Source organism: Terriglobales bacterium (assembly GCA_035624455.1).
Taxonomy (GTDB): Bacteria; Acidobacteriota; Terriglobia; order Terriglobales; family Acidobacteriaceae; genus DASPRM01.
In genome coordinates this window covers 1-25,498 of sequence record DASPRM010000108.1, presented here as the reverse complement: position 1 = coordinate 25,498, position 25,498 = coordinate 1, and the positions used below count along the sequence as shown (strand labels likewise).

19 protein-coding genes are annotated in these 25,498 nt (G+C 57.2%); 10 read left to right on the top strand and 9 right to left on the bottom strand.

Annotated features, from left to right (window positions below):
• Positions 1-39: 39 nt before the first annotated feature.
• From VEG30_12090 to VEG30_12075, 4 genes are all read right to left on the bottom strand, one after another.
• Positions 40-687 (bottom strand): hypothetical protein, encoded by a 648-nt coding sequence (locus VEG30_12090; protein ID HXZ80665.1) that lies wholly within the window; start codon positions 685-687, stop codon positions 40-42.
• A gap of 67 nt (positions 688-754) precedes the next feature.
• Complete coding sequence (locus VEG30_12085; protein HXZ80664.1) at positions 755-1,339, bottom strand: sigma-70 family RNA polymerase sigma factor; 585 nt, start codon at positions 1,337-1,339, stop codon at positions 755-757.
• 140 nt (positions 1,340-1,479) lie between these two features.
• Entirely contained in the window at positions 1,480-2,853 is a 1,374-nt protein-coding gene (locus VEG30_12080) for an MFS transporter (protein HXZ80663.1), read from the bottom strand.
• 160 nt (positions 2,854-3,013) lie between these two features.
• Positions 3,014-4,036 (bottom strand): ThiF family adenylyltransferase, encoded by a 1,023-nt coding sequence (locus VEG30_12075; protein ID HXZ80662.1) that lies wholly within the window; start codon positions 4,034-4,036, stop codon positions 3,014-3,016.
• Positions 4,037-4,316: 280 nt separating this feature from the next.
• On the opposite strand from VEG30_12075, the gene VEG30_12070 reads away from it, so the two are divergent.
• From VEG30_12070 to VEG30_12050, 5 genes are all read left to right on the top strand, one after another.
• Complete coding sequence (locus VEG30_12070) at positions 4,317-7,325, top strand: POTRA domain-containing protein (protein HXZ80661.1); 3,009 nt, start codon at positions 4,317-4,319, stop codon at positions 7,323-7,325.
• Positions 7,325-8,017: a SurA N-terminal domain-containing protein gene (locus VEG30_12065; GenBank protein ID HXZ80660.1), complete on the top strand. Its 693-nt coding sequence runs from the start codon at positions 7,325-7,327 to the stop codon at positions 8,015-8,017. Before VEG30_12070 ends, VEG30_12065 begins: the two co-directional genes overlap by 1 nt.
• Positions 8,014-12,102 (top strand): translocation/assembly module TamB domain-containing protein, encoded by a 4,089-nt coding sequence (locus tag VEG30_12060; GenBank protein ID HXZ80659.1) that lies wholly within the window; start codon positions 8,014-8,016, stop codon positions 12,100-12,102. The genes VEG30_12065 and VEG30_12060 overlap by 4 nt, the downstream gene beginning before the upstream one ends.
• 99 nt (positions 12,103-12,201) lie before the next feature.
• Complete coding sequence (locus VEG30_12055) at positions 12,202-12,828, top strand: protein-L-isoaspartate(D-aspartate) O-methyltransferase (GenBank protein ID HXZ80658.1); 627 nt, start codon at positions 12,202-12,204, stop codon at positions 12,826-12,828.
• 25 nt (positions 12,829-12,853) lie between these two features.
• Positions 12,854-13,585, top strand: a complete 732-nt coding sequence (locus tag VEG30_12050; GenBank protein ID HXZ80657.1) for a hypothetical protein — start codon at positions 12,854-12,856, stop codon at positions 13,583-13,585.
• 155 nt (positions 13,586-13,740) lie between these two features.
• Here the strand turns inward: VEG30_12050 and VEG30_12045 are convergent, their stop codons facing one another.
• From VEG30_12045 to VEG30_12035, 3 genes are all read right to left on the bottom strand, one after another.
• Positions 13,741-14,604: a UbiA-like polyprenyltransferase gene (locus VEG30_12045; GenBank protein HXZ80656.1), complete on the bottom strand. Its 864-nt coding sequence runs from the start codon at positions 14,602-14,604 to the stop codon at positions 13,741-13,743.
• 24 nt (positions 14,605-14,628) lie between these two features.
• A complete protein-coding gene (locus tag VEG30_12040) occupies positions 14,629-15,822 on the bottom strand; it encodes an LssY C-terminal domain-containing protein (GenBank protein HXZ80655.1) in 1,194 nt (397 codons plus the stop codon).
• 96 nt (positions 15,823-15,918) lie between these two features.
• On the bottom strand, positions 15,919-17,163 hold the full coding sequence (locus tag VEG30_12035) for an EAL domain-containing response regulator (protein ID HXZ80654.1): 1,245 nt from the start codon (positions 17,161-17,163) through the stop codon (positions 15,919-15,921).
• Between the two features lie 142 nt (positions 17,164-17,305).
• Between VEG30_12035 and mqnE the strand changes: the two genes are divergently transcribed.
• The gene (gene mqnE / locus VEG30_12030; protein HXZ80653.1) at positions 17,306-18,445 is read left to right on the top strand and encodes an aminofutalosine synthase MqnE; all 1,140 of its coding nucleotides are present in this window, start codon (positions 17,306-17,308) and stop codon (positions 18,443-18,445) included.
• A gap of 54 nt (positions 18,446-18,499) precedes the next feature.
• Here mqnE and VEG30_12025 read toward each other — a convergent pair whose 3' ends face one another.
• A complete protein-coding gene (locus VEG30_12025; GenBank protein HXZ80652.1) occupies positions 18,500-19,468 on the bottom strand; it encodes a family 16 glycosylhydrolase in 969 nt (322 codons plus the stop codon).
• A gap of 403 nt (positions 19,469-19,871) precedes the next feature.
• Between VEG30_12025 and VEG30_12020 the strand changes: the two genes are divergently transcribed.
• The 4 genes from VEG30_12020 (at position 19,872) to VEG30_12005 (ending at position 24,331) form a co-directional block, all read left to right on the top strand.
• Positions 19,872-20,918, top strand: coding sequence for an HPF/RaiA family ribosome-associated protein (locus VEG30_12020; GenBank protein ID HXZ80651.1), 1,047 nt, complete (start codon positions 19,872-19,874; stop codon positions 20,916-20,918).
• 20 nt (positions 20,919-20,938) lie between these two features.
• Complete coding sequence (locus VEG30_12015) at positions 20,939-22,105, top strand: hypothetical protein (protein HXZ80650.1); 1,167 nt, start codon at positions 20,939-20,941, stop codon at positions 22,103-22,105.
• A gap of 217 nt (positions 22,106-22,322) precedes the next feature.
• The gene (locus tag VEG30_12010) at positions 22,323-23,537 is read left to right on the top strand and encodes a N(4)-(beta-N-acetylglucosaminyl)-L-asparaginase (GenBank protein HXZ80649.1); all 1,215 of its coding nucleotides are present in this window, start codon (positions 22,323-22,325) and stop codon (positions 23,535-23,537) included.
• A 365-nt stretch (positions 23,538-23,902) separates the two neighbouring features.
• Complete coding sequence (locus tag VEG30_12005; protein ID HXZ80648.1) at positions 23,903-24,331, top strand: secondary thiamine-phosphate synthase enzyme YjbQ; 429 nt, start codon at positions 23,903-23,905, stop codon at positions 24,329-24,331.
• On the opposite strand, the gene VEG30_12000 is transcribed toward VEG30_12005, so the two are convergent.
• Positions 24,328-25,498: FAD-dependent oxidoreductase (locus VEG30_12000; GenBank protein ID HXZ80647.1), on the bottom strand; the 1,171-nt coding region annotated here is incomplete at its 5' end. The two genes, VEG30_12005 and VEG30_12000, sit on opposite strands and share 4 nt — an antisense overlap.

The following is a 25,498-nucleotide window of genomic DNA, read 5'->3' as shown; positions in this document are numbered from 1 at the left end:
CCAGCCCAATTCATTGCCCGCAACCAACCAGCTTATGCACTACTCCATCGATCGTGACAAGCCCATTTGGTAAACCATGGCCTTCTGATCGTACGCCCGAATCAGTGCCTGCCGTGCCTCTTCATCGTTCGGATTCTGTTGTACGCTCTGTTCGGCGTCGGAAATGTACGCATTCACCAGTCTTAAATTGTCTTCATATGTGTCGCGCAAAGAGGGGTTCTCAGCGGCAATTTGCCGAACCAGTTGCTCATCCTCGCTGTTCGGGCCCTGAGCAGTAAGCACTCCGCGGTTCCGATCGAGAGTGGGAGCGGCTGTGCCGACTCGCGCGAGATTCTGGCCGGAAACGAGGTCCCGGCGATAAAGGAAACCACCAAAGGCGAGTAACAGCATGGCAGCTGCCGTCGCCAGCCAGGGAACGGCGGGATGTGAAAAAGAGATCATGCGGTGGGGCGTGACAGGAACTTCGCTAATCAGACCTTCCCGCTCCAACTGCGCGCGAATACCCTCCCAGACGCGTGGGTGAGGATCGTAGGAGGGAAGAAGCCGCTTGGCTTCGTGGGTTATGAAATTCAGATCTGCTACCAGCTCCGAGCAGGCAGGACAGCTGCGAAGATGGGCTTCTTGGGCTGCATCTTTTGCACCCTCAAGCATGTCAGGCAGAACTTTCTGGAATTCTGCGCAATTCATTACGATTTCTCTCCCCGGATAAAACATCAGCGTACATCGGCCACCGCGAGTGGCTCTGGCCATCTCCTCACCGCTTTAAGGCCTTTTCGGCTCTGCTGGATTTCAGGAGATCCCGTAACTTCATTCTCGCCTTGTGCAGTTGCGACTTGCTGTTGCCGATCGAGCAGCCAATCATCTCGGCAATTTCATTATGTTCGAATCCTTCCACGTCGTGCAGAACAAATATCATGCGATATCCCGGAGGCAGACTTTCGATGGCACGCTCCAGGTGAACCCGATCGATTGAGCCGGCCAGCGAACTATCCTCGACGCCCAGATCCTTGCGCGGGCCGTCCTCCTGCTGCGGCTCCAACGTTTCGTCGAGCGAAACCTGATTCAGGCTCTTCTTGCGAAGATGCATGAGAACCACATTCACCGCCATGCGGTGCAGCCAGGTGGAGAACGCCGACTCGCCGCGGAAGGTTCCGATCTTGCGGTAGAGCTGCAGGAACGCCTCCTGGGTCAGGTCTTCCGCCTCCGCCGAATTTCCCGTCATGCGCAAACACAGCGAATAGACACGTCGCTTATGGAGCCCATAGAGGATCTCGAACGAATCCGCATCGCCCCTTTGGGCCCGGGATATCGCCTCGGCTTCCGAGAGCCCCGGGGCCACCTGTCTTTTCGCTTGTGTCAATGTCCAAGCCGACGTTTCGTAGGATGCAGTCTAACTAGCCGACTGTTGTACCAGTTCCGTGCCCAAAGTAACCAAAATGGGAAGGCAAACTTTTTGCCTCCCAAGCGATCCAGTGGTTGCTAGTTAGATGAACCAGACGCCGTAATGGTCTCTAATCCGTGGCCTTCCGGTCCAGTTTCACGAATCCGCAGCAGGATGGAGAAAAACAGCCCAATAAATCCTAGGCTGGAGAAGATCCACATACCGAGAGCGTATCCCTGCACATGGGCGAGACCGGCATGTGCGATGTCATTGGCCTTACCGATGGCCAAATTCAGGAGAAAGAAACCGATCTGCTGGATCAGCGTCATAAGCGCGTAGGAGGTCCCAAGTCTCTTCTGATCAACAATATAAGCCACGGAAGGCCACATGACCGCCGGGATCAGCGAGAAGGCGATGCCCATCATGGAGACCGGCAGCCAGAGAGGCAACTGGCTATAGGCCATGATCAGATAAACCGGCATCAGCAGGACGGATCCCACCATCATGAGTGTAGCGCGGCGTCCGATCTTGTCGGCCAACAGCCCGAACAAGGGGGTCGCCAGCATGGCGGAAAACGGCAGCATGCTGTTGAAGAAGCCTGCTTTTTCATGTGCCAATACCTTCGCGGCGGCACTGGCGTGAATCCCTCCCATGGTGGCAAGCAGCTTGTTGGTAAAGAAGTCAATGGCGAAGGTGCGGAACGGGAAAATGGCTGAGTAGAAGGTAAAACAGAGCGCAACCACAAACCAATAAGAGAGATTGAAGCGAAAAATTTCTCTGATGTCCAGCTTGTCAATCGCTCCTGCCGCCCCGAGCTGAAAATGGCGCTCGGCGGAGGTCTCCAGATACCAGTACACGCCAGAGGTAGTCAGACTGATGAGGCCCGCTCCAACCGCGATCAAGAGGGGTCCCTGCCAGCTGGGCTCTCCTCCCAGGCCGTGGGGGTAAAAGGCCCAGCCCGCCCAACTAGGGGAATTGTCAGCCGCGACCGAAGCCAGCCTGGCTATGGTTAGATTGATTCCGAAAGCAAAGCTCAGTTCTTTGCCTTTGAACCACTTGGCCAAGGCGGTGGTTACGGCGACAATCTGCGACTCCGCTCCCAGGCCGAGGATGGTGCGGCCCGCAATCATTGTGGGGAAGCTTCCTTTCGCGGAAGTGAGTGCTGCACCGATCAGGCACAGGGAGGAAAACAGCAGCAAGGCTTTGCGGATCCCAATGCGATCAATGATGATGCCGCCGATGAGCAGGGTTACCACTGCGGCAACGCTATAGGAAGCATTAAGCCACCCGAACATCTCGGCGCTATAACCCAGGAGTTTGCGGAAGATGTCTTCCAGGGGATTGATGCTGTCGTAGATGTAGTAATTCCCAAACATCGCCAGACTGACGAACACTAAAACAATCCAGCGATAGGTTTTGGAGGGCTCAGAGCGGATTGGCGCAGTGGTGAGGTGGGTTGTGGGTTCGGCCATTATTCCTGCTTGCAGAAACGCAATATAGCAGATTGCTCTTCCGGAAGAGGCGCCACTCGGAACCAGGAATCACAGGTCCAACCCTTAGGGCCTCCTGCAAAGATCAGCCAGCCATCTGCAGGTCGGCTCCCAGATGCGCATCGGCAACGAGCCGCGGTCGCTAGCTACCCACAAATCTGGCGTAAAGGCTGCGGGCTACTGCCGTATCGGTAGTGCCTTTTACGATGGCACGGCCATCTCGAAACAGGGTAATTTCGTAGGGTTCCCGCCAGAACTTGAGCACAAATTCGTTGTAACGGACTGTGCCATGAGGCTGGAGGCGCCCCATCATTTCTGCAAAATCGATAGGCCGGCCGTGTTCGTGGATTTGCACAGAATTTCTCCCGCAGAGCGTCAGATGCGGCCGACTTTTTCCCAAAAGATACACGTAATCGTGTTGGGCACAGGTGCGGCAGTCCTGGCGGGGATGTTCAGCAGACACTTCGGCATGTTCATTGTTCCAGACATCCCAGGAAAGCAAGGTGCGGCGAAGATTGTCTTTTGCTCCAACCAGGTACTTGAGCGCCTCGCTTGCGGCCAGAGAGGCGACTAAGTTCACTGCCGAATTCAGAATGCCCGCCGTATCGCAGGTCTCAACCAGCCCCTCGGGAGGGGCAGGAAACAGGCAGGTGAGACATGCCGTCTCTCCCGGTTGGACAGTTAGGGTCACCCCGTAGCTGCCAACAGCGGCCGAGTAAATCCAGGGAATGCGGTTGGAAACTGCGAAGTCGTTGATCAAATACCTGGTCTCAAAGTTATCTGTACCATCAAGAATCATCTGAGCATCACGAAGGTATTCCCGCACGTTCCCGGGAGTTACGTCGGCGACGCATGGCTCGACCTGCACATCGGAGTTGAAACTGCTGAGCTTTGCGGATGCGGCAACTGCCTTGGGCAAGGATTCGGCGGCATCACGCTCGTCGAACAGTGACTGTCGTTGCAGGTTGCTGGGCTCAACATAATCCCTGTCGATGATCCGCAGCCGGCCGATGCCCGCTCGCACCAGCAATCCCGCCAGCGCCGATCCCGTTGCGCCGCAGCCCACGATTACTACCGAAGACTGGCGAAGCCGGGATTGTCCCTCAGGCCCGATCGGGACGAACAGAACCTGGCGGGAATAACGATCGTCAAGAGGGATCGGCATTCATTCCTCACTGAAACGCCATTTATTATAGATACTCGTTTCCAGGAACGAATTCTTGACGGCTTCGGCGCGAAGATCAAAAGTCGGGCTGGGACTACCGGTTTCGCAGCAGATCTGAAGCCGTATCCGCGGACGGTTAAGGCGACCCTCGGTGTGCAACGTGGCGCCAAGTGGTGCACATCGAACACAGTACCCAAGTCAGTCATAAAGAAGACGCGTGCACATATATCCGAGGATCAGCCCAAGGACGGCACTTTGCCTGACTCTGCTCTGCTTAGCAATGGCCCCCCCGCTGTTGGGGCAAGTTGCGGCCCAGACTGGCGCTCAGCCACAGTCGAATCTGCCATCCGCTTCTAAAGGGTCAAACAGTCCCGGATTGGTTTCCAACTACGCCAAGTACGCTGATCGCAGAATTGCCGCGATTGAAATTCGGGGCGCTCTAGGCGACGAGAGAGTACAGGACTATCTGCGGGATCTGGTGGTCCAAAAAAATAACGAGCCATTCGATCGGCGGAAAATCCGCGAGAGCCTGCAAGCGCTATATGCCAGCGGTCGTTTTTCCGATGTGGAAGCGGTAGTCGAGCCGCTCGCTGGTGGCGATCTCATTTTGGCTTTTGTCACCCGTCCCAACTATTTTGTCGGCTACAAAACTACCGAAGGTGGGCCGAAGCGACCCACATCTGGCCAGCTTCTGGACAGCGCAAAGATTCAGCTCGGCGAGCTCTTCACGCAATCGAAAATCGATTCCTCCATCCGTCGTATGAAGGCACTGATGGCCGAAAACGGCTTCTATCAGGCGCAGCTCACCGCCCGCACCACAGTCCGTCCGGAAAACCAGTTGATTGACGTGAACTACGTTATAGACCCCGGCCCTCCGGCGCACATTGGCACGCTCACTATCGAAGGAGACGCGGGATTCTCTGCGGAGCAGATTGCCAAGAGTACCAATTTAGAGACCGGACACACGGTCACGGCTGATCGTATTTCTAAGGCGCTGCAAAAATTGCGGAAGAAATACTCTAAAGGTGACTATCTGGAAGCTCAGGTTTCCCTCATCGATCGCAAGTACCATCCGGAGACCAACACCGTTGATTTTACTCTCAAAATTTTTCGTGGCCGCGAGGTGGCGGTTCGGACAGACGGAGCCAGTATCGGCAAACGAAAGCTTAAGAAGTATGTGCCCATTTATGAAGAACACGCGGTGGACGCCGACCTGCTCAATGAGGGCAGCCGCAACCTTCGTAACTACTTACAAACCGAAGGTTACTTTGACGCGGAAGTCGCTTACCGGCAGCAAACCGCCGACAATCGGCTGAACATTATTTACAGCATTGAACGCGGCGACAAGCGCACGCTGGCGGCCATTCAGTTCGATGGCAACAAATATTTCGACGACCCCCTCCTGCGCGAACGTCTGCAGATTCAAACCAAGTCATTCTCTCTGAAGCACGGCCGTTATAGTCAGGCGTTGTTGAGCGATGATGTGGACAATTTGACTAACCTTTATCGTGCCAACGGGTTTGATCAGGTCAAAGTCAAGACTGAAGTGCTCAGCAACTACAACGGAAAACCAAGCGACCTTGCCATCGCGTTCCATTTCACCGAGGGACCGCAGTCACGCGTTCACTTGCTGAGAATTGAGGGTGATAACCAGGTGCCTGAGGATCAATTGCGGGCACTGCTGACCATGGTCGAGGGCCAGCCCTATTCTTCCGCAAATGCTGCTGCCGATCGCGAATCGGTTTTGAGTTACTACTTTAACCATGGATATCCGGATGTAGATTTTCAGGCCACAACGTCGCCGCTTCCCGACCAACCCAGCCTGCTGGACGTGACTTACAAGATCAGCGAGGGCCAGCAGGTGTTTGTAGATCGAGTACTGCTGTCGCAATTGCTGTTCACACGCCAGAATGTGGTTGAGAAACAATTGCAGATTCGGGATGGAGATCCGCTCAGCCAGATTGAAATGCTCAAGTCACAGGAGCGCCTTTACAATTTGGGAGTTTTCAATGAGGTCCAGATAGCCGTCCAGAACCCCGATGGAGACTCGCGGTTCAAAGACGTTCTGCTGCAGTTCCAGGAAGCGAAGCGCTGGACTTTCAACTACGGATTCGGCATCGAAGCCAGCAGCGGTCAGCCCGGCACTTCTAGCGTGTCTTCCGGCGAAGCAAATCCCACAACCATTTCCCAGGGGAAATCGGGAGTCAGCCCGCGCGTGTCGTTCGACGTGACGCGTATCAATTTCCGCGGGCGGGCACACACTATTTCCCTGAAGTCCAGCTATGGAAGTCTGCAAAAACGTGCTTTGATCAGCTACGACGCTCCCCGCTGGTTGGGGGATCCGAAGCTTCGTTTGACGTTTACTGCGCTTTACGACAACACCATCGATGTCACCACCTTCACCAGCGAGCGGCTGGAAGGCTCCGCACAACTCGAGCAGAGGGTTAACCGATCTACGACCCTGCTCTACCGGTTCATCTACCGTCGCGTGAAAGCTACCAATGTCGTCGTCTCCCCCGACTTGATTCCCATCCTGTCGCTGCCGGTTCGCGTCGGCATGCCTACCTTCACCTACATTCGCGACAAGCGCGATAGCCCCGTTGACAGTCACAAAGGTAACTACACCACATTTGATGTTGGAGTGGCGGCGACAGCGTTCGGCTCCGAAGCCGACTTCGGACGTTTTCTAATCACCAATTCCACCTATCACCCTTTTCATAAGAAGTGGGTATTTGCCAGGAGTCTGCAGGTAGGGATAGCGGAACCTTGGGCGGATACCATTGTGCCTCTGCCGGAGCGATTTTTTGCGGGAGGCGCCAACACCCATCGTGGCTTTTCGCTCAACCAGGCGGGACCACGAGATCTGGGGACTGGATCCCCCCTTGGAGGGAATGCCCTGTTGCTGAACAACCTGGAACTCCGTTTTCCGCCGATGTCCCTTCCCTGGATAGGAGAAGGTCTCAGCTTTGTCGCCTTCCATGACGTCGGTAACGTCTTTGAGGACAGTAAGGAGATGGTACGTAGCGTATTTCGCTGGTATCAGCCCAGACAGGACCTGTGCAGGGACCCCAACTTATCGGCACAATGCAGTTTCAGTTACATGTCCCAGGCGGTGGGAGGAGGCCTTCGCTACCAGACGCCGATTGGCCCGGTGCGCGTCGACGTAGGATATAACTTGAACCCAACAGTCTATCCCCAGTTCACCACCAACTCTGCTGGGCAACAGGTATTCACCCCGCAAACCACGCGGCGGGTGAATTTCTACTTTAGCATTGGTCAGACGTTCTAATGCGACCTGTTCTTCAACTCGTGGCAGTAGTCCTCGCCGGCCTCGGTCTGAGTTACGCCGGCGAGGTCGTGGACGGCATTCTTGCGGTGGTCAATAACAAGGCAATCTTTCGCAGCCAACTGGAAGACGCACTCAGCTTTGAGGCGCTCCAGCAAGGGAAATCGGTGGATCAGTTGAGCGAAGAGGAGCGCAAAAAGGAACTGGATCGCATGATCGATCAAGAGCTCATTCGGCAAGAGATGCACAACTATCCCACGGTTTCTCCGCCGCAGGCGGAAATTCAGCAGCAGCTTCAACAACTTCGCAAACACGTCCCCGGCGCGGAAACCGAGACTGGGTGGCAGCAGGCTTTGCAGCGCGCCGGGCTCACCGCGGAAGATGTAACCGAACAGGTGAGAGCGCAACTGGAGATTCTTCATTTTCTGGATGCTCGGCTTCGTCCCACCGTACGCGTCGATCGCTCAATGGTGACTGCATATTACCGCGAGAAATTTCTCCCCGAGTTACGCCGGTCCGGGGCTAAGGATGTCCCGTTGGGCCAGGTCTATTCACAGATCCAGGAAATCCTGGTTCAGGAAGAGCTGGCCAAGACGGTCGATTACTGGTTGAAGACGCTCCGCGAGCAGAGTGACATTTACATCGGGCCGCCCTCTATCGAGGACTCGCCCTTGGTGAACCATGGAAAACCATGAGTGAACCCACCAAGAAACGAAGCTGGTTACGGCGGCTTATGATTGCCGGCGTGCTGCTCCTGCTGCTGGTCGCGGGCGCCGCCTGGCTGGCGATCTCGTATCTGCGCAGTCCAGCCTTCCGGATAATGGTGCAGCAGCGCGTAATTGATCAGATACAAGCTCTCACCGGCGGGCGCGTGGAGATTGGAGCTCTGAATTGGAATCTCTCGCGCCTTGAGGTGGACGCCAGCAATGTAACCATTCATGGATTAGAAGGCCCCAATGAGGTCCCTTATGCCCACACCGACCGAATCCGGATTCGCCTAAAGGTGCTTTCGGTTTTGCGGCGGCGGATCACGTTGCGATCCGTGGATGTTGACCGTCCCATTCTTCACTTGATCGTGTTCCCGGATGGCAGCACCAACCAGCCCCAACCCAAAGCCACTGCCGCCGGCACCAGTCAGACTGCATCCACACCTGTGTTTGACATTTCCTTGGACCGGGTCACGGTGAGCAATGGAGAGCTGATTGTGAATCAGCGGCGCATAGCCCTGGACTTCTCGGCTGAGGACGTTCACGCAGACATGCAGTTCAGTACGGCACTGAACCGCTATGAGGGTTCAGTCCAGGCAGCGAGAGTGCGGGAAAAATACGGCAAGCTCGCGCCCGTAGCCGGCAGCGTGGAGGCACAATTCGTTCTTTCCCGGAATCGTCTACAGGTAACGTCAGCTCGTCTGCGCACGCCAACTTCACTGATTGAAGCTGAAGGTACGATTGAGGACTTCGCCAATCCTAAAGTGGAGGTGCGCTACAAAGGCAAACTCGATTTGCGTGAAGTTGCATCGGCTACAGGAACAAGAGAACTGCGCCGCGGCACGCTTGAATTGAACGGCACGTTTACCACTTCTGCCAGCGGGTTCCTGGTGAGCGGACGTTCGACCGCAAGCGACGTTGAGTACAGCACTCCTTCTTTCAGTTTGACCCACACCGATGCCGCGGCCAAGTACGACATCGATGCGAAAGATATAAAAATCACGAACCTGGTCGCGCGCGCAATGGGAGGCATATTCACCGGCAGCGTTGACATTCACAACTGGACCGCTAAAGCTACGCCAGCCGGTGGGCGCAAAGAAAGGCTAAGCAAACTCCCGGAGGCAGCAGGCGAACAAGCGGGAGTGGTAGACCTAAAGATTCGTGATCTGCCTGCGGATCGTGTCGCTCAAGCTCTTTCTACAAGAACCGTGCCACTGTCTGATTTGCGACTCCGCGGTACGGGTTGGGGTACGCTTCAACTTCAATGGCGTGGCTCACCCTCCTACGCATTAGCCCGTTTTCATCTGGAGATTACGCCTCCACCGCAAGTAAGTCCGCAGGAGCTTCCAATCACCGTTAAGCTTGTCGGAACCCACAATTTCGCCAGTGGACAGCAACACTTCGATCAGGCCGAAGTGTCTACCCCCGGCCTCGTGGTCGCTTCCAGCGGCCGGCTGGGAAGCTATAGCGAGAATCTGCGGGTAAACCTCAACGCTACGGACTTGAGCCAGCTCCGTCCATTCCTTGCGCTCCTCGGCCTTGGGCAAAGTCCTTTGGCTGACTTGAAGGGAGAGGGCAGCTTCCAGGGCTCAATCGGCGGCAGGCTGAGTGCACCCAGCGTTAGTGGACAGATCAAGCTCAGCAACTTCTCTTTTCCGGTGGCGGTGATCCGCGGTGCGCTGGCTGGCGCGCTGCCCACTACGGGAGCCAGCACAACGGCGGGATCTGCCGGCCGCGTCCATTTGGACTCACTATCTGCGGACTTACAGTATTCACCTACGGGCGTGATAGTGCGCAACGGGGTACTGAATCGTTCGGCAGCCCAGGCCAAATTTGATCTCAGTGCCGCCCTGACCGATGGGCGTCTGACTGATAACAGTCACATTGGCGGTCACATCATCGTCACCAACGCTGATCTTGCAAATCTGCAACGCGTCCTCGGCTATGACTACCCGATCACCGGGAAGCTTTCGCAGACTGTGGCCTTCAGCGGCACGCGCTCGAACCCGCAGGGGAGCGGGCGAAGCAAGCTCAGCGATGCCACGGTTTTTGGCGAGACCATTCGTTCGCTTTCCGCCGATCTGGCTCTGGCGAATCATGAGCTGCGAATCACCAATCTCGCACTGGCTCACAACGGGGCACAATTGGGCGGTACCGGCAGCTACAACCTGATCAACCAAGCCATTCAATTTAATGCCAAGGGAAGCAATTTCAGTTTGGCCACTCTGCGGCGTTTGCAGAGTTCACGCTTCACCGACGCCGGATTGCTGAACTTTACTGCCAGCGGATCGGGCACGGTCGAGCACCCCGTTATTAATGGCACAGCCAGCCTGCGTAACTTAGTGTTCAACGGTGAGCGCACCGGCGACATGGATCTTGCGTTCAAGACCGAGAACGATGCGCTGAATTTGAGCCTGTCCTCCAATCTCCAGGGCACAGAGTTGGACGGCACCGGCACCATCGGCATTCACGCTCCGCACCCTGTCAATGCGGAACTGCATTTTTCCCACCTTGACATTGACCCGCTGTTGCAGACCTTCCTGCAAGGCAGGCTGACGGGGCACTCCAGTGTGGCTGGCAAACTTTCCATTGAGGGACCGCTGGCCGATCGTCAGGCGCTCACCATCACCGCCGATATACCCCAGTTCTCTGCCAGCGTGTCGGGAGTGCGAATCCAGAGCGATGGTCCGATCCAGTTCAGTGTTGCGCGCAGTCGGCTGCGCATCGATCGCTTGCGTCTGACCGGCGAAGATACCGAACTATCAGCCAGTGGGCGGATGAATCTGGCCGGCGAGCACGAGATGAATCTTCGTGCTGAGGGCCGCGTCAATCTGAAGTTGTTGCAGACTCTGTACCCCAGCTTGCGCTCCACTGGATTGGCAGTAGTCAATGTCACGGTCGGCGGGCTGCTCGCCAAACCCAACTTATCCGGCGAGCTGCACATTCAGAATGCGGCAGTGTCGTCGCAGGACATGCCGCTGGGCCTCAGTGCGATTGATGGCTCTCTATTTTTCAGCCAGGACCGGCTGCAAATCCAGAAACTGACCGCGCAAACCGGCGGAGGCACGATCAGCATCGGCGGTTTCACCACCTTCGCCCGCAATCCCAGCTTCAACCTCACGGCACAAGGCAATTCGGTTCGCGTGCGTTACCCTCCGGGCGTCAGTTCCACCCTGAATCTGGATCTGAAATTTTCCGGCAGCCTGGAGAGTTCCACTATGTCCGGCAATGTTCAGCTCACTAAGTTCGGCCTGAACTCTCAGCTCGACGTCGCTGCCATGATGTCGGGCAGCAGCGCTATGCCCGAAGTAACTGTCTCCAACTCGCCGCTCAGTGGCGTGCACTTCGAAATCCATGTGACTTCCTCTTCCGATCTGTTAGTGACGACGGCGCTGGGGAAGGTGGCGGGAGACGTGGATCTGCGGCTGCGCGGCACTCCCGAACATCCCATCCTTCTGGGCAGAGTAAGTGCCACCGAGGGGCAAATCACCTTTAACGGACAGAAGTATCAGTTGGAACGAGCGGACCTTACTTTCGCCAATCCCATTCGGATCGAACCCAGCATCGATATGGAAGCTACTGCTACGGTGCTGCAATACAACATCACGATTGGCTTGCATGGACCGGTGGACCGCTTCACCACTACCTATCGATCTGACCCTCCACTGCCGACGGCGGATATCATCAGCCTGCTCGCCTTCGGGCGAACCAGCGAAGAGTCCCAAATTGTCGGCGGGGGAGCCTCGGCTTTGAGCGAGAGTGTTTCCAACGCCATCATCGGCCAAGCCTTCAACACTGTCGTAGGCAATCGAATTCAGCGGTTGTTCGGAGTCAGCAACATCCGAATCGCCCCGGGTTACAGTCCCACCGAAATCAATCCTTATACGCAGCTGACCATCGAGCAGCAGATTTCCGACAAGGTCACCGTAACCTACTCCAGCAACCTTTCGCAGTCGTCGCAACAGTCCATCCAGGGTGAGTACCACGTCAACCCGAATCTATCCTTTCGGGGAGGGCGCGACCAGTATGGAGTGTTCTCCGTTGAAATCCGGATGCGCAAACGCAAGCGCTAGCCAGAAAAAAATTCAAAGACAGTTTCTGGCTCGCGGTATTACCGTGTTGTGATGTCTGGCGATGTTCAAGTCGACCCCTATGCCACAGCCAGAGCCGCAATGGTGGAAACTCAGCTGCGGCAGAGAGGTATACAGGATGAGCGCGTGCTCGACGCCATGCGTTGCGTCCCGCGGCACTTGTTTGTTCCGCACGAGTTCGAGCGCGAAGCTTACGCAGACACTCCCGTTCCCATCGGTGAAGCGCAAACTATTTCCCAGCCCTACATCGTCGCGTACATGCTGGAAGCTCTGGCCTTGCAGCCTCAGGACAAGGTTCTGGAGATCGGTACCGGCTCCGGTTATCAAACCGCGCTGCTGGCCGAGTTGGTGAGTGAAGTTTATTCTGTAGAACGGTACGCAAGCCTTTTGCGGCGGGCCGGCATCATCCTGGATCGGCTGGGCTATCAAAACATTGTTCTCGTCGAGGGCGATGGGAGCGAGGGTTATGGTCTAGGGGCTCCGTACGACGCAATTACCGTCGGCGCCGCCGCCCCGGATATTCCACATCCCCTGTTCGAACAGCTAGGCGAGGGGGGGCGGCTGATCCTGCCCGTAGGACCGCCGGAAATGCAGGAGTTACAGCTCGTCCTAAAAAGAAACCAGCAGGCAATAGTTCGCCAACTGGAGGGATGCAGGTTCGTTCCGCTCATCGGCCGCCAGGGTTTTTCTCAGGGACCGGCGTGGTGAACAAAAACGGGGCTATAATCTGCGTATGCGTCGCACATTCTTCATGGCGGCGTTTCTCACAACGGCGCTTGCTCTGCCTCTGTTCGGCCAGATGCATGGTGGAGGCGGGCATGGGATGGTTGCGGGTGGGCGCGGCTTTGCCGGAGGCGGACACTTCGCTTCGCGCCCGTCTGTAACTTCGTTGGGACCTCGCGGATTCACCGGCGGGATGGGCTTTCATGGAGGTAGAACAGCCATTGTTCACCATCCAACCCCGAGAGCGTTCGCCAGACCCTTCGTCCACGACCGATTCTTCTTCCGCAATCGTTGGCCTTACTACGGATACTACGGCTATTACTATCCCTACTATCCCTACGGCTATTTTGACTACGACTATTCCGACTATTCCGCCAACGACTACCCTCGCACTCAGGACAATTCAGCGCTTTATGCCGAAATTCAGCGCCTGCGAGACGACATCGCGGACTTGAGGGAAGCACAGGCGCGCGCCGCGGAGCAATCCGACGCCAGGCCCCCACAAGCACCCCGGCCGCAAGCGAAAGCCGAGACCACACCCGCGCCTGCCTATCCGCCCGTTTCTTTTGTGTTTCGTGATGGCCGCCAACTGGAAGCCCGCAACTACGCTATCGTGGGTTACAACTTCTGGATCATGGATGATGGGATGACGAAACGCTATCCGTTATCTCAGTTAGATCTGCAAGCAACTGCCAGAATCAACGAGGAACGCGGAGTTCCCTTCCAACTTCCCGGCCACTAGCATCCTGAGTTCTTCCTTCACTGCAATTCCAAAAAGCAGATCCCTCGACTCGAAGATCGTTCGCGATGCCAATGATCTTCTCCACTCGGAATGACAAATTTTTGGGAAATGACAAGCTTACGGAATGACGAGTTTTTCCGCTCGTTCCGGATCCCTTACCGCCGCCCCAACACATCCGCCGCAACGAAGATCAGAAACACTATCGAGATGATTCCATTCATGGTGAAGAATGCCGCGTTGAGGCGTCGAAGGTCGTGATGCGAAACCAGCGAGTGCTCGTAGGCCAGCAGAAGCGCTACCGCAATCACTCCTGCAATCGCCACTGCACCCAGCTTGAACGAAATGACAAAGGCAATTAAGAGCGCCAGCATGATTGCGTGCAGGAGACGCGCTACCAGCAGCGCATTACGTATACCCATGTAGCGAGGGATGGAATGAAGACCATGCACGCGGTCGAAGTCACAATCCTGGCAGGCATAGAGCACATCGAACCCGGCCACCCAGCAAGTCACGGCCAGGGTAAGAATCAGGATGCGCGGATCGAGCGAACCGCGGATCGCGATCCAGGCTCCGGCCGGAGCCATTCCCAGGACGAATCCCAGCACCACGTGTGACCAGCGCGTGAATCGCTTCGTGTAGGAATAAAGCAGCAAAATCAGAAGCACAAGGGGCGAAAGGTAGAAGGCCAGGCGGTTCAATTGGGCGGCGGCTACGACAAAGATGCTGCTGGAGACCAGCACAAATCCTGCTACGAACTGGCGCGACAGAATCCCAGAAGGCAGCGCGCGGCTGCGCGTACGCGGATTCGCGGCATCAAGCGAAGCGTCAGCAAGCCGATTAAACGCCATGGCTGCCGAACGCGCAGCAACCATGGCGACAATAATCCATACCAACTGGCGACCCGCAGGCAAACCTCCTGCCGCCAGCAACGCACCGCAGAGAGCAAAGGGAAGCGCGAAAACAGAGTGCTCCCACTTGATCATCTCCAGCGTCACCGCGATGTTGCGAAACAGCGCCAACGAAACGATATTAACGCAAACGAGTCAGCGCCCCAACTGCATCACCAGGATTCGTCCATCGGAGTGGAAGCTGCCGCCGGTAGCGGTACTCGCCTCGCGCAAGGGATCGGTGGGTACAAGGTAATTCTTGGCCATGACGCTGCCTCCACCAGCCAAGCTAGCCGCCACGAAATCGCGCTCCTGGTCGACGTTGGCGTCAATCTTGTGCGTGAGGCCACCCGTGCGATTGTCTTTCTCGAAACCCACATCGTGCGTGGCCGCACCCACCCAGAGCGTTTGCCCGTCCACCTCAAATGGCGCCTTCCACACTCGCAAATGATGCCGCGATGCAACTACTTCGATGGGATCGGCACGAGCGAACCCAAAATCCTGGGAACGCCCGAACAAGTACAACTCGCTCATTGGCATCTCGGTGTAAGCCTTCTTGCTGAGCGTTGCCAGAACCGCATGCAATACCGCGTCCTCGTGGGTTTTATCCACCGGAACCCAGCCTCCTGCTTCAAAAGCCGCTTTCATCCTGGCTTCCGAGCCAAGCAGAAGAAAATTAACCATGTCGCCTGGATGTCCCTGCTGATCAGTTACCCTGCGCGGCAGCTTATGTAACAAAGCGGGATCGAAACTGACCGTGGTGCTGACCGGCTCGCTGCTGGCCTGACCGGGAACCACCTTGATCTTGACGTTGTAGTCTCCCTGGCTTGCATCATTGGCCGTCTGGTTGACGCCGAGAAAAAGACGGCCCGGCTGAGTGGCGCTGAATTCATGTTTGCTGCCGATCAGGAAAGGCACCGAGGCCGGATCATTTGTCTGGCGCGCAACTAACGCCCCCAACCCCGCGCTGTTTACAGGAAGCGCGCGCAACAAGTCTTTCCAGCCTCGTGTCAGCCCATCGGGAGTGGCTTTTTGGCCGAGATAATCGAGTGCGCCGTCGGCACTGATCTGGACCTTGTCGCCCGGGGCGAGATCGATTCCGGTATCGATCCACGGCTGCGCCGCGCTGACTTTCACGTCCGCGGAGAGCTTGCGTTTCGCTGCTGAGGCTGGAGTCGAAGCTGTGGTCGAGGCCTGAGGTTGGGCCTCCGACGGCGCACCCGGAGTCTGCGTTACTGGATTTTTCGAGCTGAAAGGCGCGCCTGAGTCCTGGATCTGGAATCCCTGGGGTGCTGCGCCAACCGGAAGAAACAAGCTCGAAAGGAATATAAATCGGATAACGCCACGCATGTAAATACCAGCGAGTCTGCCGGAACGAGAAGTATCTGCTACTAGGTTAAGCGCGTTTTCTCCTGGTTGCAACGGGCGGAGGAAGGTGAGGGATGATCAGACGATTCGCCCTAATGATTGTTCCCGCAAGCACGAACCCGTCTGCGGAAGCGGGCAACTCGCGACCCCCGGGCAGCAGTTTGTCCGCGAAGCGCATTCCGTGAGGGGCTGGGCGCCGGGACATAACAGAAAACCTTGCATATGCTGAATCTGCATGCTCAGCAGGGCATCTCGGTCGTTCGGCTCTTCGATTCCTTCGGCTACCACATATCCGCCGAATTCCCACGCCAGATTGGCGATTGAACGGATCATTGCGCGACGCAGGCGATCCATGGCGCAGCCCTGAACGAAGTAGCGATCAACCTTGAAGCAGTCGGGCTGAGCATCGAGAAGCATTTTGAAATTGGAGTGTCCCAGTCCAATATCGTCCAGAGCAATTCTTATGCCCGCCTCACGCAGAGAGTCCAGGGAATTGAGAAATGTGCTTTGGTTCCATGCGGGAGCATGCTCCACGATTTCCACAGTCATTCGGCTGGGCGCTATGGCGTGTTGCTCCAGCGTTTGTTTCAGCCATTCCGCAAAATGCAGGCCGGCGCTCAGTGTGGAAGCGTGCACGTTGACCGAGATGGGAAGCAAGCCGGGAACGGGGGAAATTGCGGTCAGTCCGTTTTCAATGCAGTGCTGGTCGAATTCAGCTTCCAGACCTTTGCGACGAACGTAGTCAAACAGCACATCGGGCCGCTCAAATGGACTCGAGGTGGGGCCCCGAGTGAGCAGTTCCAGTCCTGCCAGCCTCTGTCCTTTACTGCTGACACGGTAGATCGGCTGCACGTGGGGGAAGGTTCCTCCCGGAGCCATTAATTTCTTCAACAGAGGAGACTTATTCGTGCACCTGGAAGCTGGTCCGGCTTCGACCAGTGGATCGATTTCCGATACCAGGCGGCTAACTACACCGAGAAGCTGATGAATCGGCTGCGGCTTGGCCAGAAATTCGTCCGCTCCCCGCCGGCGGGCTGCCTCTTCGGTCCCCCGCGATACGTGTCCGGTCAAGGCCACAATTTTGGGGCGTGGGGTGCGTTGGGCAGCCGCCTCAACCAGATGCAGGCCGTCCAGTGTCTCATCGCGCAGTGCCAGGTCGGCGATAACCAAAGAATAGCGTTGACTGTTCAACAGGGCTTCGGCGGACTCGGATTCTGCGGCACAATCCACTTCATATCCTGATTGCCGCAGGTACTCGGCGACCGAACAAGAAACCTGCTCGTCGTCGTCCACAATCAGCACGCGATGCGATTTGCTTTCCACCAATTACTCTATCGTCGCCAGAAACCTTACACATTAGGGTGTTTTTTATGTTCTTTGGCTTCTCGTCAACATGACCTTCGGAGTTAAGCTGTGCTGGATATGATTTGCCGGCTGGCTGCGATATCATCGAGCCATGGTTGAAATGCCCGGGATGGCAACCAGACACTCGTTCCAGACGGACGATCCGCAACTTCGACCCATCGCGGACAAGGTGTTCGCCGGAGAGCGGCTCGATGGCCGGGACGCACTCGCGCTTTATGCCACCACGGACATCCTGGCACTAGGCTGGCTGGCGAATACAGTCCGGGAACGCCATCACGGCAACCAAACCTACTTCAACGTCAACCGCCACCTCAATCCGACCAATGTCTGTGTGGCCTATTGCCGTCTATGCGCTTTTGGCCGCAAGAAAGACGCCCCGGGCGCCTACACCATGGCGCTGGAGGAGGCTTGGCAGGCTGCCGCTTCAGGCTACTCGGAAGCCGTAACCGAGTTCCACATTGTCGGCGGATTGCATCCTGACCTGCCGTTTCAGTATTTCCTCGATCTGATCGCGGGCTTGAAGTCGCGCTTTCCGCAGGTTCACCTGAAAGCGTTCACGATGGTAGAAGTTGCTTATCTGGCCAAGCGCGCCAAGCTCAGCATTCGCGACACCCTCGTCGCACTGAAAGAAGCAGGAGTGGACTCACTTCCCGGCGGGGGCGCAGAGATCTTCGCAGAGCGCGTGCGGCATATCATCTGCGATCACAAAATTGATGGAAATCAGTGGCTGGAGACGGCTCGTACGGCGCATGAATTGGGACTGAAATCGAATGCCACGATGCTCTACGGCCACATCGAAGGCGACGATGACCGGGTGGACCATCTCCTCAAGCTGCGCTCGCTGCAGGACGCCACCCAAGGTTTCCAGACATTCATACCGCTGGCGTTTCATCCCGACAACACGCCACTGAGCCATCTTCCCTGGACCACCGGCTTTACGGATATCAAGCAGATGGCAGTTTCACGCCTGGTGCTGGACAACTTTCCTCATATCAAAGCCTACTGGCAGATGCTGACGCCCAAGATCGCGCAAATCTGTTTGCGATTCGGGGCAGATGATATCGACGGCACGGTGGTCGAGGAAAAGATCTATCACGACGCTGGCGCTGCCACTCCACAGGGCCTGCGCCGCCAGGAATTGGTGCGGCTGATCCGGGAAGCTGGACGGGAGCCGATCGAGCGCGACACGCTCTATCGGCCGGTGACTCGCACGGACACGACGTTTACCGTAGCCGTTTAGCGCCTGTCACGGTTTCCTTTAAGCTTGCGCCCGAGCTGCACTCTGAGACTTGGCCTAGTTCGCATAGATCCGCACGTAGTCAATCAGCATCTCTGACGGAAATGGCGTCGCTGCATTGGGCGACCCAGGCCAGTCTCCGCCAATGGCGAGATTCAGAATGATGAAGCTTTGGCCCGCATCGAAGGGCCAGACCGCCCCGCTTCGGCCGTCAAGGCTGGCCGGCGTGAAGCTCGCGTACGGCTTGGTGGGATCGTCCACGTAATACTCCACGCTTTTCGGCGACCAGATCATGCCATAGGTATGCCACTGAGCCGCCGTCTGTCCGCTCGGAAAATTGTACCTGGTGCCCAGCGCAGTTCCGGTGAAGCCGGTCCCATGAATGGAGCCGATGGTCCAGTCGGGCGTCTCGGCGGCGTTCACCCGCTCCAGCACGTCTTGTTCGCCACAGGCGGGCCAATTCACGGTGGCGATGTTATTGCCCAACAGCCAGACTGCCGGCCAAAAGCCCTGCGCCTCCGGCACCAGGGCTCGTACTTCCACTCGCCCATACTGGAAGCTGAACAGGCCCTGGGTCTTGAGCCTCGCCGATGTATACACGCCCGCCGTCGGCTGCTGCGCCACGATATGCAGGTAGCCGTCTGCTCCAACGTATACGCTGGGATTGCTCGTGCTGCAGGGCGAGCTCGACGATCCCCAGGCACAATAAGTCTCCAGTTCCTTGTTGCCAAAACCGCTGTTGCCAGTGTCGTACGTCCAGATCGCAGGGTCGGGCTGCGCCATGGTGCCGGTGGAATTCGAGAACTCCTCGCTCCAAACCAGGGTTCCCGACGGAATGTTCGCTGAAAATGACTGGCTCGTGACAGTACTGGACGTTCCTCCTGCGATGGCAATAGCTTTGACCGTCAGGTTGGAGGCCACCAGAAACGGAGCCTGGTACTGCTGGGAAGAAGCACTCGGCGTGCTTCCGTCAACCGCGTAGTAGATAGCAGCTCCCGCGGTCGATGAGCCTAGGCTCACGATCACTGCACCATTCCTGGCCGCCCTTGTGGAACTGGAGGGTGCCGCAGTCGGATTTCCTGCTCCCCCTCCGCTCTCTCCTCCGCTGCCACCCCCGCATCCGTACGTCAGTGAGCTCAACATCAAAACCGTTGCTAATATGCCAGTTACTGACATGGCCCCCCTTTTCGAGAGCAGACAGGACGCCTTTTCACCCTTCGTTGGTAAACTGTCGTCAAGTCACGAATTCCGACACTTCTTTGCTTCCCGAGGTTCCCTAAAGTCAAGATTAATTTTCTCCGCAATTCCCGATTTATCACACTGGAAAAGGCAACATCTTCCGCAGGCTCTTGCCTCTTATCGTATAGGTGTACAATTTCCTTGCTAGATAAGTGGGCTAGCAGGAACTTATCCTGCATTCGAGGCACGAATGAATGTCCACATCAGCTATAAACTTTCCAAGAACTCCAACGTCGAACGGGAAATCAACTTACAAATTCAAAAAGTGCGGAAAAGGCTGCAGGTTTTCCGTCCTGAGTTAGTTCATCTCCACGCCATTCTGGAAGACCAACCAGCCCGAGCTGGAATCCTTGTACGCTTGGACCTGCGGCTGCCTTCCGGAGACATCGCCACCAGCAACAGTGCGCCCACGGTCACTACCGCCATCAAGAGTGCCTTTGATGATCTGATTCAACAGATTACACGTCATAAAGCCCGGCTGCGCAATCATCGCCAGTGGCCACGCCGTCAGAAGGAGGGCCGTGCTCCGGAGCAGGTTCCGTTTGAAAGTACGCTCGCGGCAGTGCAGGCCCCCAAGGTCTCCGACGAGGACATCAGTGGATATGTGAATGCTAATCTCTCGCGACTCCAGCGCTTTGTCGAACGCGAGTTGCGCTACCGGGAGAGCCTGGGTGAGCTTACTCCCTTCCAGCTTCGCTCCGAAGAAGTGATCGACGAAGCCATCGCGAATGCTCTTAGCGACGGAGAAAAACCCGAGAAGCTCGCCTTGGAAGCCTGGATTTATCGCCTGGCGGTGCGCGCCATGAACGAATTGCCGCGTCGCCAGCGTGATAGCGTCGACGCGGTATCACTGGAAGAGCATCCCCGCCGGCCGCAGGAAGAGTTGGAGCGGCACAGCGACGAAGCTTACGTCGAGTTCCACCAACCGGATGAAACCATCACCGAAGAAAATCTGATTCCCAATCGTTCCGCCGCTTCCCCGGAAGACACGGTGGCCTCCGATGAGATGTTAAACCTGGTGGAACGCGCATTGCGTGGCACTCGGCGGGAAGACCGGGAAGCATTTCTACTGTTTGGGATTGAAGGGTTCAATGTTGAGGAAATATCTGCTATCAGCGGACGCTCGAGCCAGGACGTGCGTCATTCCATCAATTCTGCAAGAGAACATCTACGCCGGAACTTGTCCGATCCCGGCCAATTGAGGAACAAAACGTTTCAGCAACCTCGACCTGTTTAAGCCGTCGGCATGGAGGTGCAATGATTACGCGAGATGAAATTCGCGAATTAGCTGAATTCCAATCTGCGCAGTGTAACGCGGTCACCTTTTACTACCAACCCACCACTCCTTCAGACAAGTCGCACCGCGAGGAGGCGTTGCGCATCAAGGACCTCGTCAAGGACGCGGTCCGCGAGGCGGACAAAAACGGCAAGGGTTGCAAGCTGCTCAAAGCTGACTTGGATCGGTTGTTGGCCTGGGCGGAAGGCTTGCACGGAAATCAGGGTAGAGCCAAGGCGGTGTTTGCCTGCGCTTCCACGCGCCTGTGGAAGGAATTCGATCTGCCGGCGCAGCTTCCGGGAACCGCGCTGCATGTGAACACGCGCTTTCATCTTCGGCCTTTGTCGGCCCTGCAAGATGCCCTGTGCAGCACCTATGTTGCGCTGGTAGAGCGCAACAAGGCTCGCCTGTTCCACATGCAGGAAGGCGAGATCCAGGAGCGCGAGGACTTTGTAGCTCTCCTTCCGCGCCGTGGCCGCAGTGATGGGTTTCTCGGCTACGATGCCGGTCACGCCGAACGACGGGTAGAAAATGAGGCGCTTGGCCATTTCAAGCGGGTCGCAGACCGCCTGCTGGAACTCCAGCAGAAGGGCAGTTGCGACCGCCTCATCTTCGGCTGCCGCGAGGACGTGTGGCCTGAGATCGAGCGTCAATTGCACCCCTACCTGAGAGGGTGTTTGGCGGGACGTTTCGATATCGACATTGCCACCGCTACCGCCGAGCAGGTGCGCGAACGCGCCCGGGGCATGCTGAGTGCTTTCCGCGACAAGCAGCGCCGGAACCTGGTGCGGGAGGTGCTCGACGAAGCCCGTTCCCGGAATCACGGGGCAGTAGGCCTGCGCAGGGTGCTCCGCTCGATGGAGCAGGCTGAAGTACAAACCCTGTTGATCGAAAGCAGTTTTGCTGCTCCCGGTGTGCACTGCTCCAACTGTGGACACATCGACATGCACCTGGTGAAGGAGTGCACGGTCTGCGGGTGCGAGACGCGCGAGGTCGAAGATATCTCCGATGCCCTGGTTGGATTAGCCCTGCGCAATGGAGTGGAGGTCGTTTACGTGCCTAACGACCCCGACCTGCAGAAGGCCGGCAATATCGCTGCACGCCTGCGCTTCCGCGCAGAACGCGGGGCGGAGCGCATCGCCAGCTAGCGGTGAATTCTGCTTCTGTGATCGCGTAAACGAAGATCCTGAGGGTGCCCCGTTCAAGCAAAGCTTGGGCGGGGTTTTTCTCTTAGAGTTGGCTTGCAATTACCCGATTACCATTTTCAGATTACTAAATGCGAAGGTCCTCCATGCTATCCTTCTTCCCCTTTTCTGATCGGTGACGATCCGTCCAGTCCGTGGCCGATTCCTTTCAGGAGGACGCATGGGATTTTCCCGCAGAGACTTTCTCACTACCGCTGGCCTGGCTTCGTTCGCTCTATCTCTTGACGCACAGAAGGCACCCGTTTCATCGTCAAAGCCGAAGCGTGCCCCCATCCTGGTCGCCAGCGCCAATGGCATTAACGGAATTGGTCAGGGATTCGAGATCCTTAGCAAGGGCGGCGACACACTGGATGCGGCCATTGCCGTGGGCAAAGTCCAGGAAGACGATCCCAATGACGACAGCGTGGGTCTCGGCGGGCTTCCCAACGAAGAAGGCATCGTCGAACTCGATGCCTCCTGCATGCACGGCCCAAGCCGCCGGGCGGGTGCGGTTGGCGGCGTTCGCAATATCAAGAACGTGTCGTTAGTGGCGAAAGCGGTCATGGAGCACTCCGGCCACGTGATGCTGGTCGGAGAAGGCGCAGAACGCTTCGCCATTGCCATGGGCTTTCCGAAGGAAAACTTGCTTACGGAGCGCTCCCGAAAAATCTGGCTGCTCTGGAAGGAAAGCAATCCCAAGTACGACTGGTGGGGACCGGGCCTGGACGATCCGAACTACAGGATTTCTCCGGATATTGCTGACATGCCGCCGCCACAAGCTGAACTCCAACCGAAAATGTTCGAGCGGCTTCTCGAGCGCGCAGCGGTCCTGGGGATTGATCCCGAATTTCGCCTCGCTGCCATTCGCAAAATTCTCTACCCGCCGACCGGAACCATTCATGTCTCGGCGCTGAACGAAAAAGGCGAGATCTCAGGCATGACAACCACCAGCGGACTCGCCTGGAAGATTCCTGGGCGCGTGGGTGATTCCCCCATCATTGGCGCTGGCTGCTATACCGATCAGGACGTGGGCTCGGCGGGAGCCACGGGCAGCGGCGAAGAGAACATCAAAGTGGCAGGTGCTCATACCATCGTCGAGAACATGCGTCGCGGGATGTCGCCGCGAGACGCCGGACTCGAAGCGCTCAAACGCATCGTGCGCAATTACCTTAGCAACCCGCGAAAATTGCGCTACATCAGCATGAAGTACTACATTTTGCGGAAAGACGGCGAATACGCGGGCGTGAGCCTGTGGAGCGGGCCCCCCGATCGTCCTGCGAAGTTCGCCGTGCACGACGGCACCAAGCGGCTCGAGAACTGCGCCGCGCTATTCCAGGGACGGCCGCTGCCCTTCCCGCCGCAGGCCAAAGACCCATACGCACGCCAGGTGCCATGAGGCTCCTAAAACATCTATCGCGATCACTCGTAAGGGTAGAGCAGGTCTTTAGGCCTGCATCAGAGGATGCAGCAAAGACGCGGGCTTCAGCCGCTGAGGTAATTTTGTTAATGCGCAGGATATCCTCAGCGGCTAAAGCCGAGGTTCTTAGGCGCTGTGTAAATGCAGGGCTGGAAGCCCTGCTCCACCCAAGAGCCGTGGTCATGCTGAGCCCGTCCTCGCTCAAGATGACAGTTGCAAGAATTGCGATCATGGACGGCCTTCAGGCTGCGGTGGACCCGGGTGCCGTCGAGCTCCGCTCGACTTGAACGGACGGGACGTCCGTTCCCACGTAGTTCCTGGAATGCAGAAATGATGAACTCACCATGCACCGGCTGACCTTCAAAACCCGAAAAAAGCGTGAAGTGCTGGACATCACCGACCAGGTCGCACTCGCCTTGCGCAAATCCTATGCGGATCGCTCGGGAGTGTGCCACCTGTCTGTCCTGCACACCACGGCGGCGCTGACCACCGCCGACCTCGATCCCGGCACCGATCTCGACATGCTCGACTTCGAAGCTATGATCCCCAGGCTGAAATACCGCCATCCACACAACCCGGCGCACGTCCCCGATCACATTCTTTCTGCCTTGATCGGCACCTCGGTCTCGGTTCCCGCCGAGCGCGGCGAACTTGTGCTCGGCACCTGGCAGAGGATTGTGCTGGTGGAATTGGACGAGCCGAGAGAACGGGAGGTGATATTTACGTTCCTGCGGAGAAGTAAAACGGATGCAGAATTCAAGGTGTATCACTAAAGCACCGCGGTCTCCTCAATCATCCGCCTTTCCGCAAAGCGCTCGAAGTCCAGTAGCCGGGCATCGATCAAATCCGTCTTCCCGTGCAGCACCAGATCGGACACGATCTTGCCCGTCGCCGGAGCGTGCATCACGCCGTGTCCGCTGAAGCCGTTGGCCAAGAAGAACCCCGGCACTTCCGGCACCCGGCCCAGGATTGGATGATGGTCGGGCGTCATCTCGTACAATCCCGCCCAGGCGCGCTTGGGATTCACTGGAACATTCTCGAAATCGGGCACGCGATTCGCCGCCCGCGTCAGAATTTTCTCGAGAAACGACGACTCGAAGTTCATCTTGTAGCCGGGCGTCTCTTCCGGATCGTTCCACGCAAACAGAAAGCCCAGCGACTCCGGGCGGAAGTGAAATCCATTCGACATGTCGATGATCATGGGGGCGGAATGCGGAAACCCGTCATATGGCTCGGTCGGCACCAGCATACGCCGCAACGGCTCGACCGGCAGATCAACGCCGACGAACTTCGCCACCTGCGCCGCCCACGGCCCGGCAGCATTCACCACCTTTCGTGTCGCTACTCGGCCACGGGTGGTCTCAACGGCAGCGAGGCCGTTTCCGTCCTGCAGGATTCCGGTGACCTCCGTCTCCCGCCAAAGCCGCGCACCTCGCTCCTCGGCGCATTTCATGAAGCCCACCATAGCGCTATAGGGGTCGACAAAGCCATCGGTCGAGCAAAAGCTGCCGCCCACGATGTCGTCGGATCTGAGCTTCGGAAACGCGGAGACGATCTCAGCGCGCGCGAGCAGACGCACGTTCTTCAATCCCATCGCGACCTGGCGCTCGTAATTCGCGCGCAGGTAACGCAGGTGTGCCTCGCTGGTGGCAACGAACAGATATCCCTGCGGACGATAACCAGCAGGGTGGCCCAGCCGCTCCTCGAAGCTGGCGTAGAAGGGGATCGAGTAGAGCGACATCTGGATGTTAACGGGCGTAGAGAACTGCGCCCTGACGCCGCCCATGCTCTTGCCGGTTGATCCCTTGCCCTGGTGAGTCTCCCGCTCGACGACGAGCACGTCGGTGCATCCCGCTTCCGTCAGGTGGTAAGCGATGCTCGAGCCGACGATTCCGCCACCCACAATGACGACTTCGGCCGAGGTCATCAGGCGAATCGCA

Coding starts and splice junctions, on each gene's coding strand:
- VEG30_12090 (HXZ80665.1), bottom strand. CDS start 687: ATGAATTGCGCAGAATTCCAGAAAGTTCTGCCTGACATGCTTGAGGGT.
- VEG30_12080 (HXZ80663.1), bottom strand. CDS start 2,853: ATGGCCGAACCCACAACCCACCTCACCACTGCGCCAATCCGCTCTGAG.
- VEG30_12075 (HXZ80662.1), bottom strand. CDS start 4,036: ATGCCGATCCCTCTTGACGATCGTTATTCCCGCCAGGTTCTGTTCGTC.
- VEG30_12070 (HXZ80661.1), top strand. CDS start 4,317: ATGGCCCCCCCGCTGTTGGGGCAAGTTGCGGCCCAGACTGGCGCTCAG.
- VEG30_12065 (HXZ80660.1), top strand. CDS start 7,325: ATGCGACCTGTTCTTCAACTCGTGGCAGTAGTCCTCGCCGGCCTCGGT.
- VEG30_12060 (HXZ80659.1), top strand. CDS start 8,014: ATGAGTGAACCCACCAAGAAACGAAGCTGGTTACGGCGGCTTATGATT.
- VEG30_12055 (HXZ80658.1), top strand. CDS start 12,202: ATGGTGGAAACTCAGCTGCGGCAGAGAGGTATACAGGATGAGCGCGTG.
- VEG30_12050 (HXZ80657.1), top strand. CDS start 12,854: ATGCGTCGCACATTCTTCATGGCGGCGTTTCTCACAACGGCGCTTGCT.
- VEG30_12040 (HXZ80655.1), bottom strand. CDS start 15,822: ATGCGTGGCGTTATCCGATTTATATTCCTTTCGAGCTTGTTTCTTCCG.
- mqnE (HXZ80653.1), top strand. CDS start 17,306: ATGCCCGGGATGGCAACCAGACACTCGTTCCAGACGGACGATCCGCAA.
- VEG30_12020 (HXZ80651.1), top strand. CDS start 19,872: ATGAATGTCCACATCAGCTATAAACTTTCCAAGAACTCCAACGTCGAA.
- VEG30_12015 (HXZ80650.1), top strand. CDS start 20,939: ATGATTACGCGAGATGAAATTCGCGAATTAGCTGAATTCCAATCTGCG.
- VEG30_12010 (HXZ80649.1), top strand. CDS start 22,323: ATGGGATTTTCCCGCAGAGACTTTCTCACTACCGCTGGCCTGGCTTCG.
- VEG30_12005 (HXZ80648.1), top strand. CDS start 23,903: ATGCACCGGCTGACCTTCAAAACCCGAAAAAAGCGTGAAGTGCTGGAC.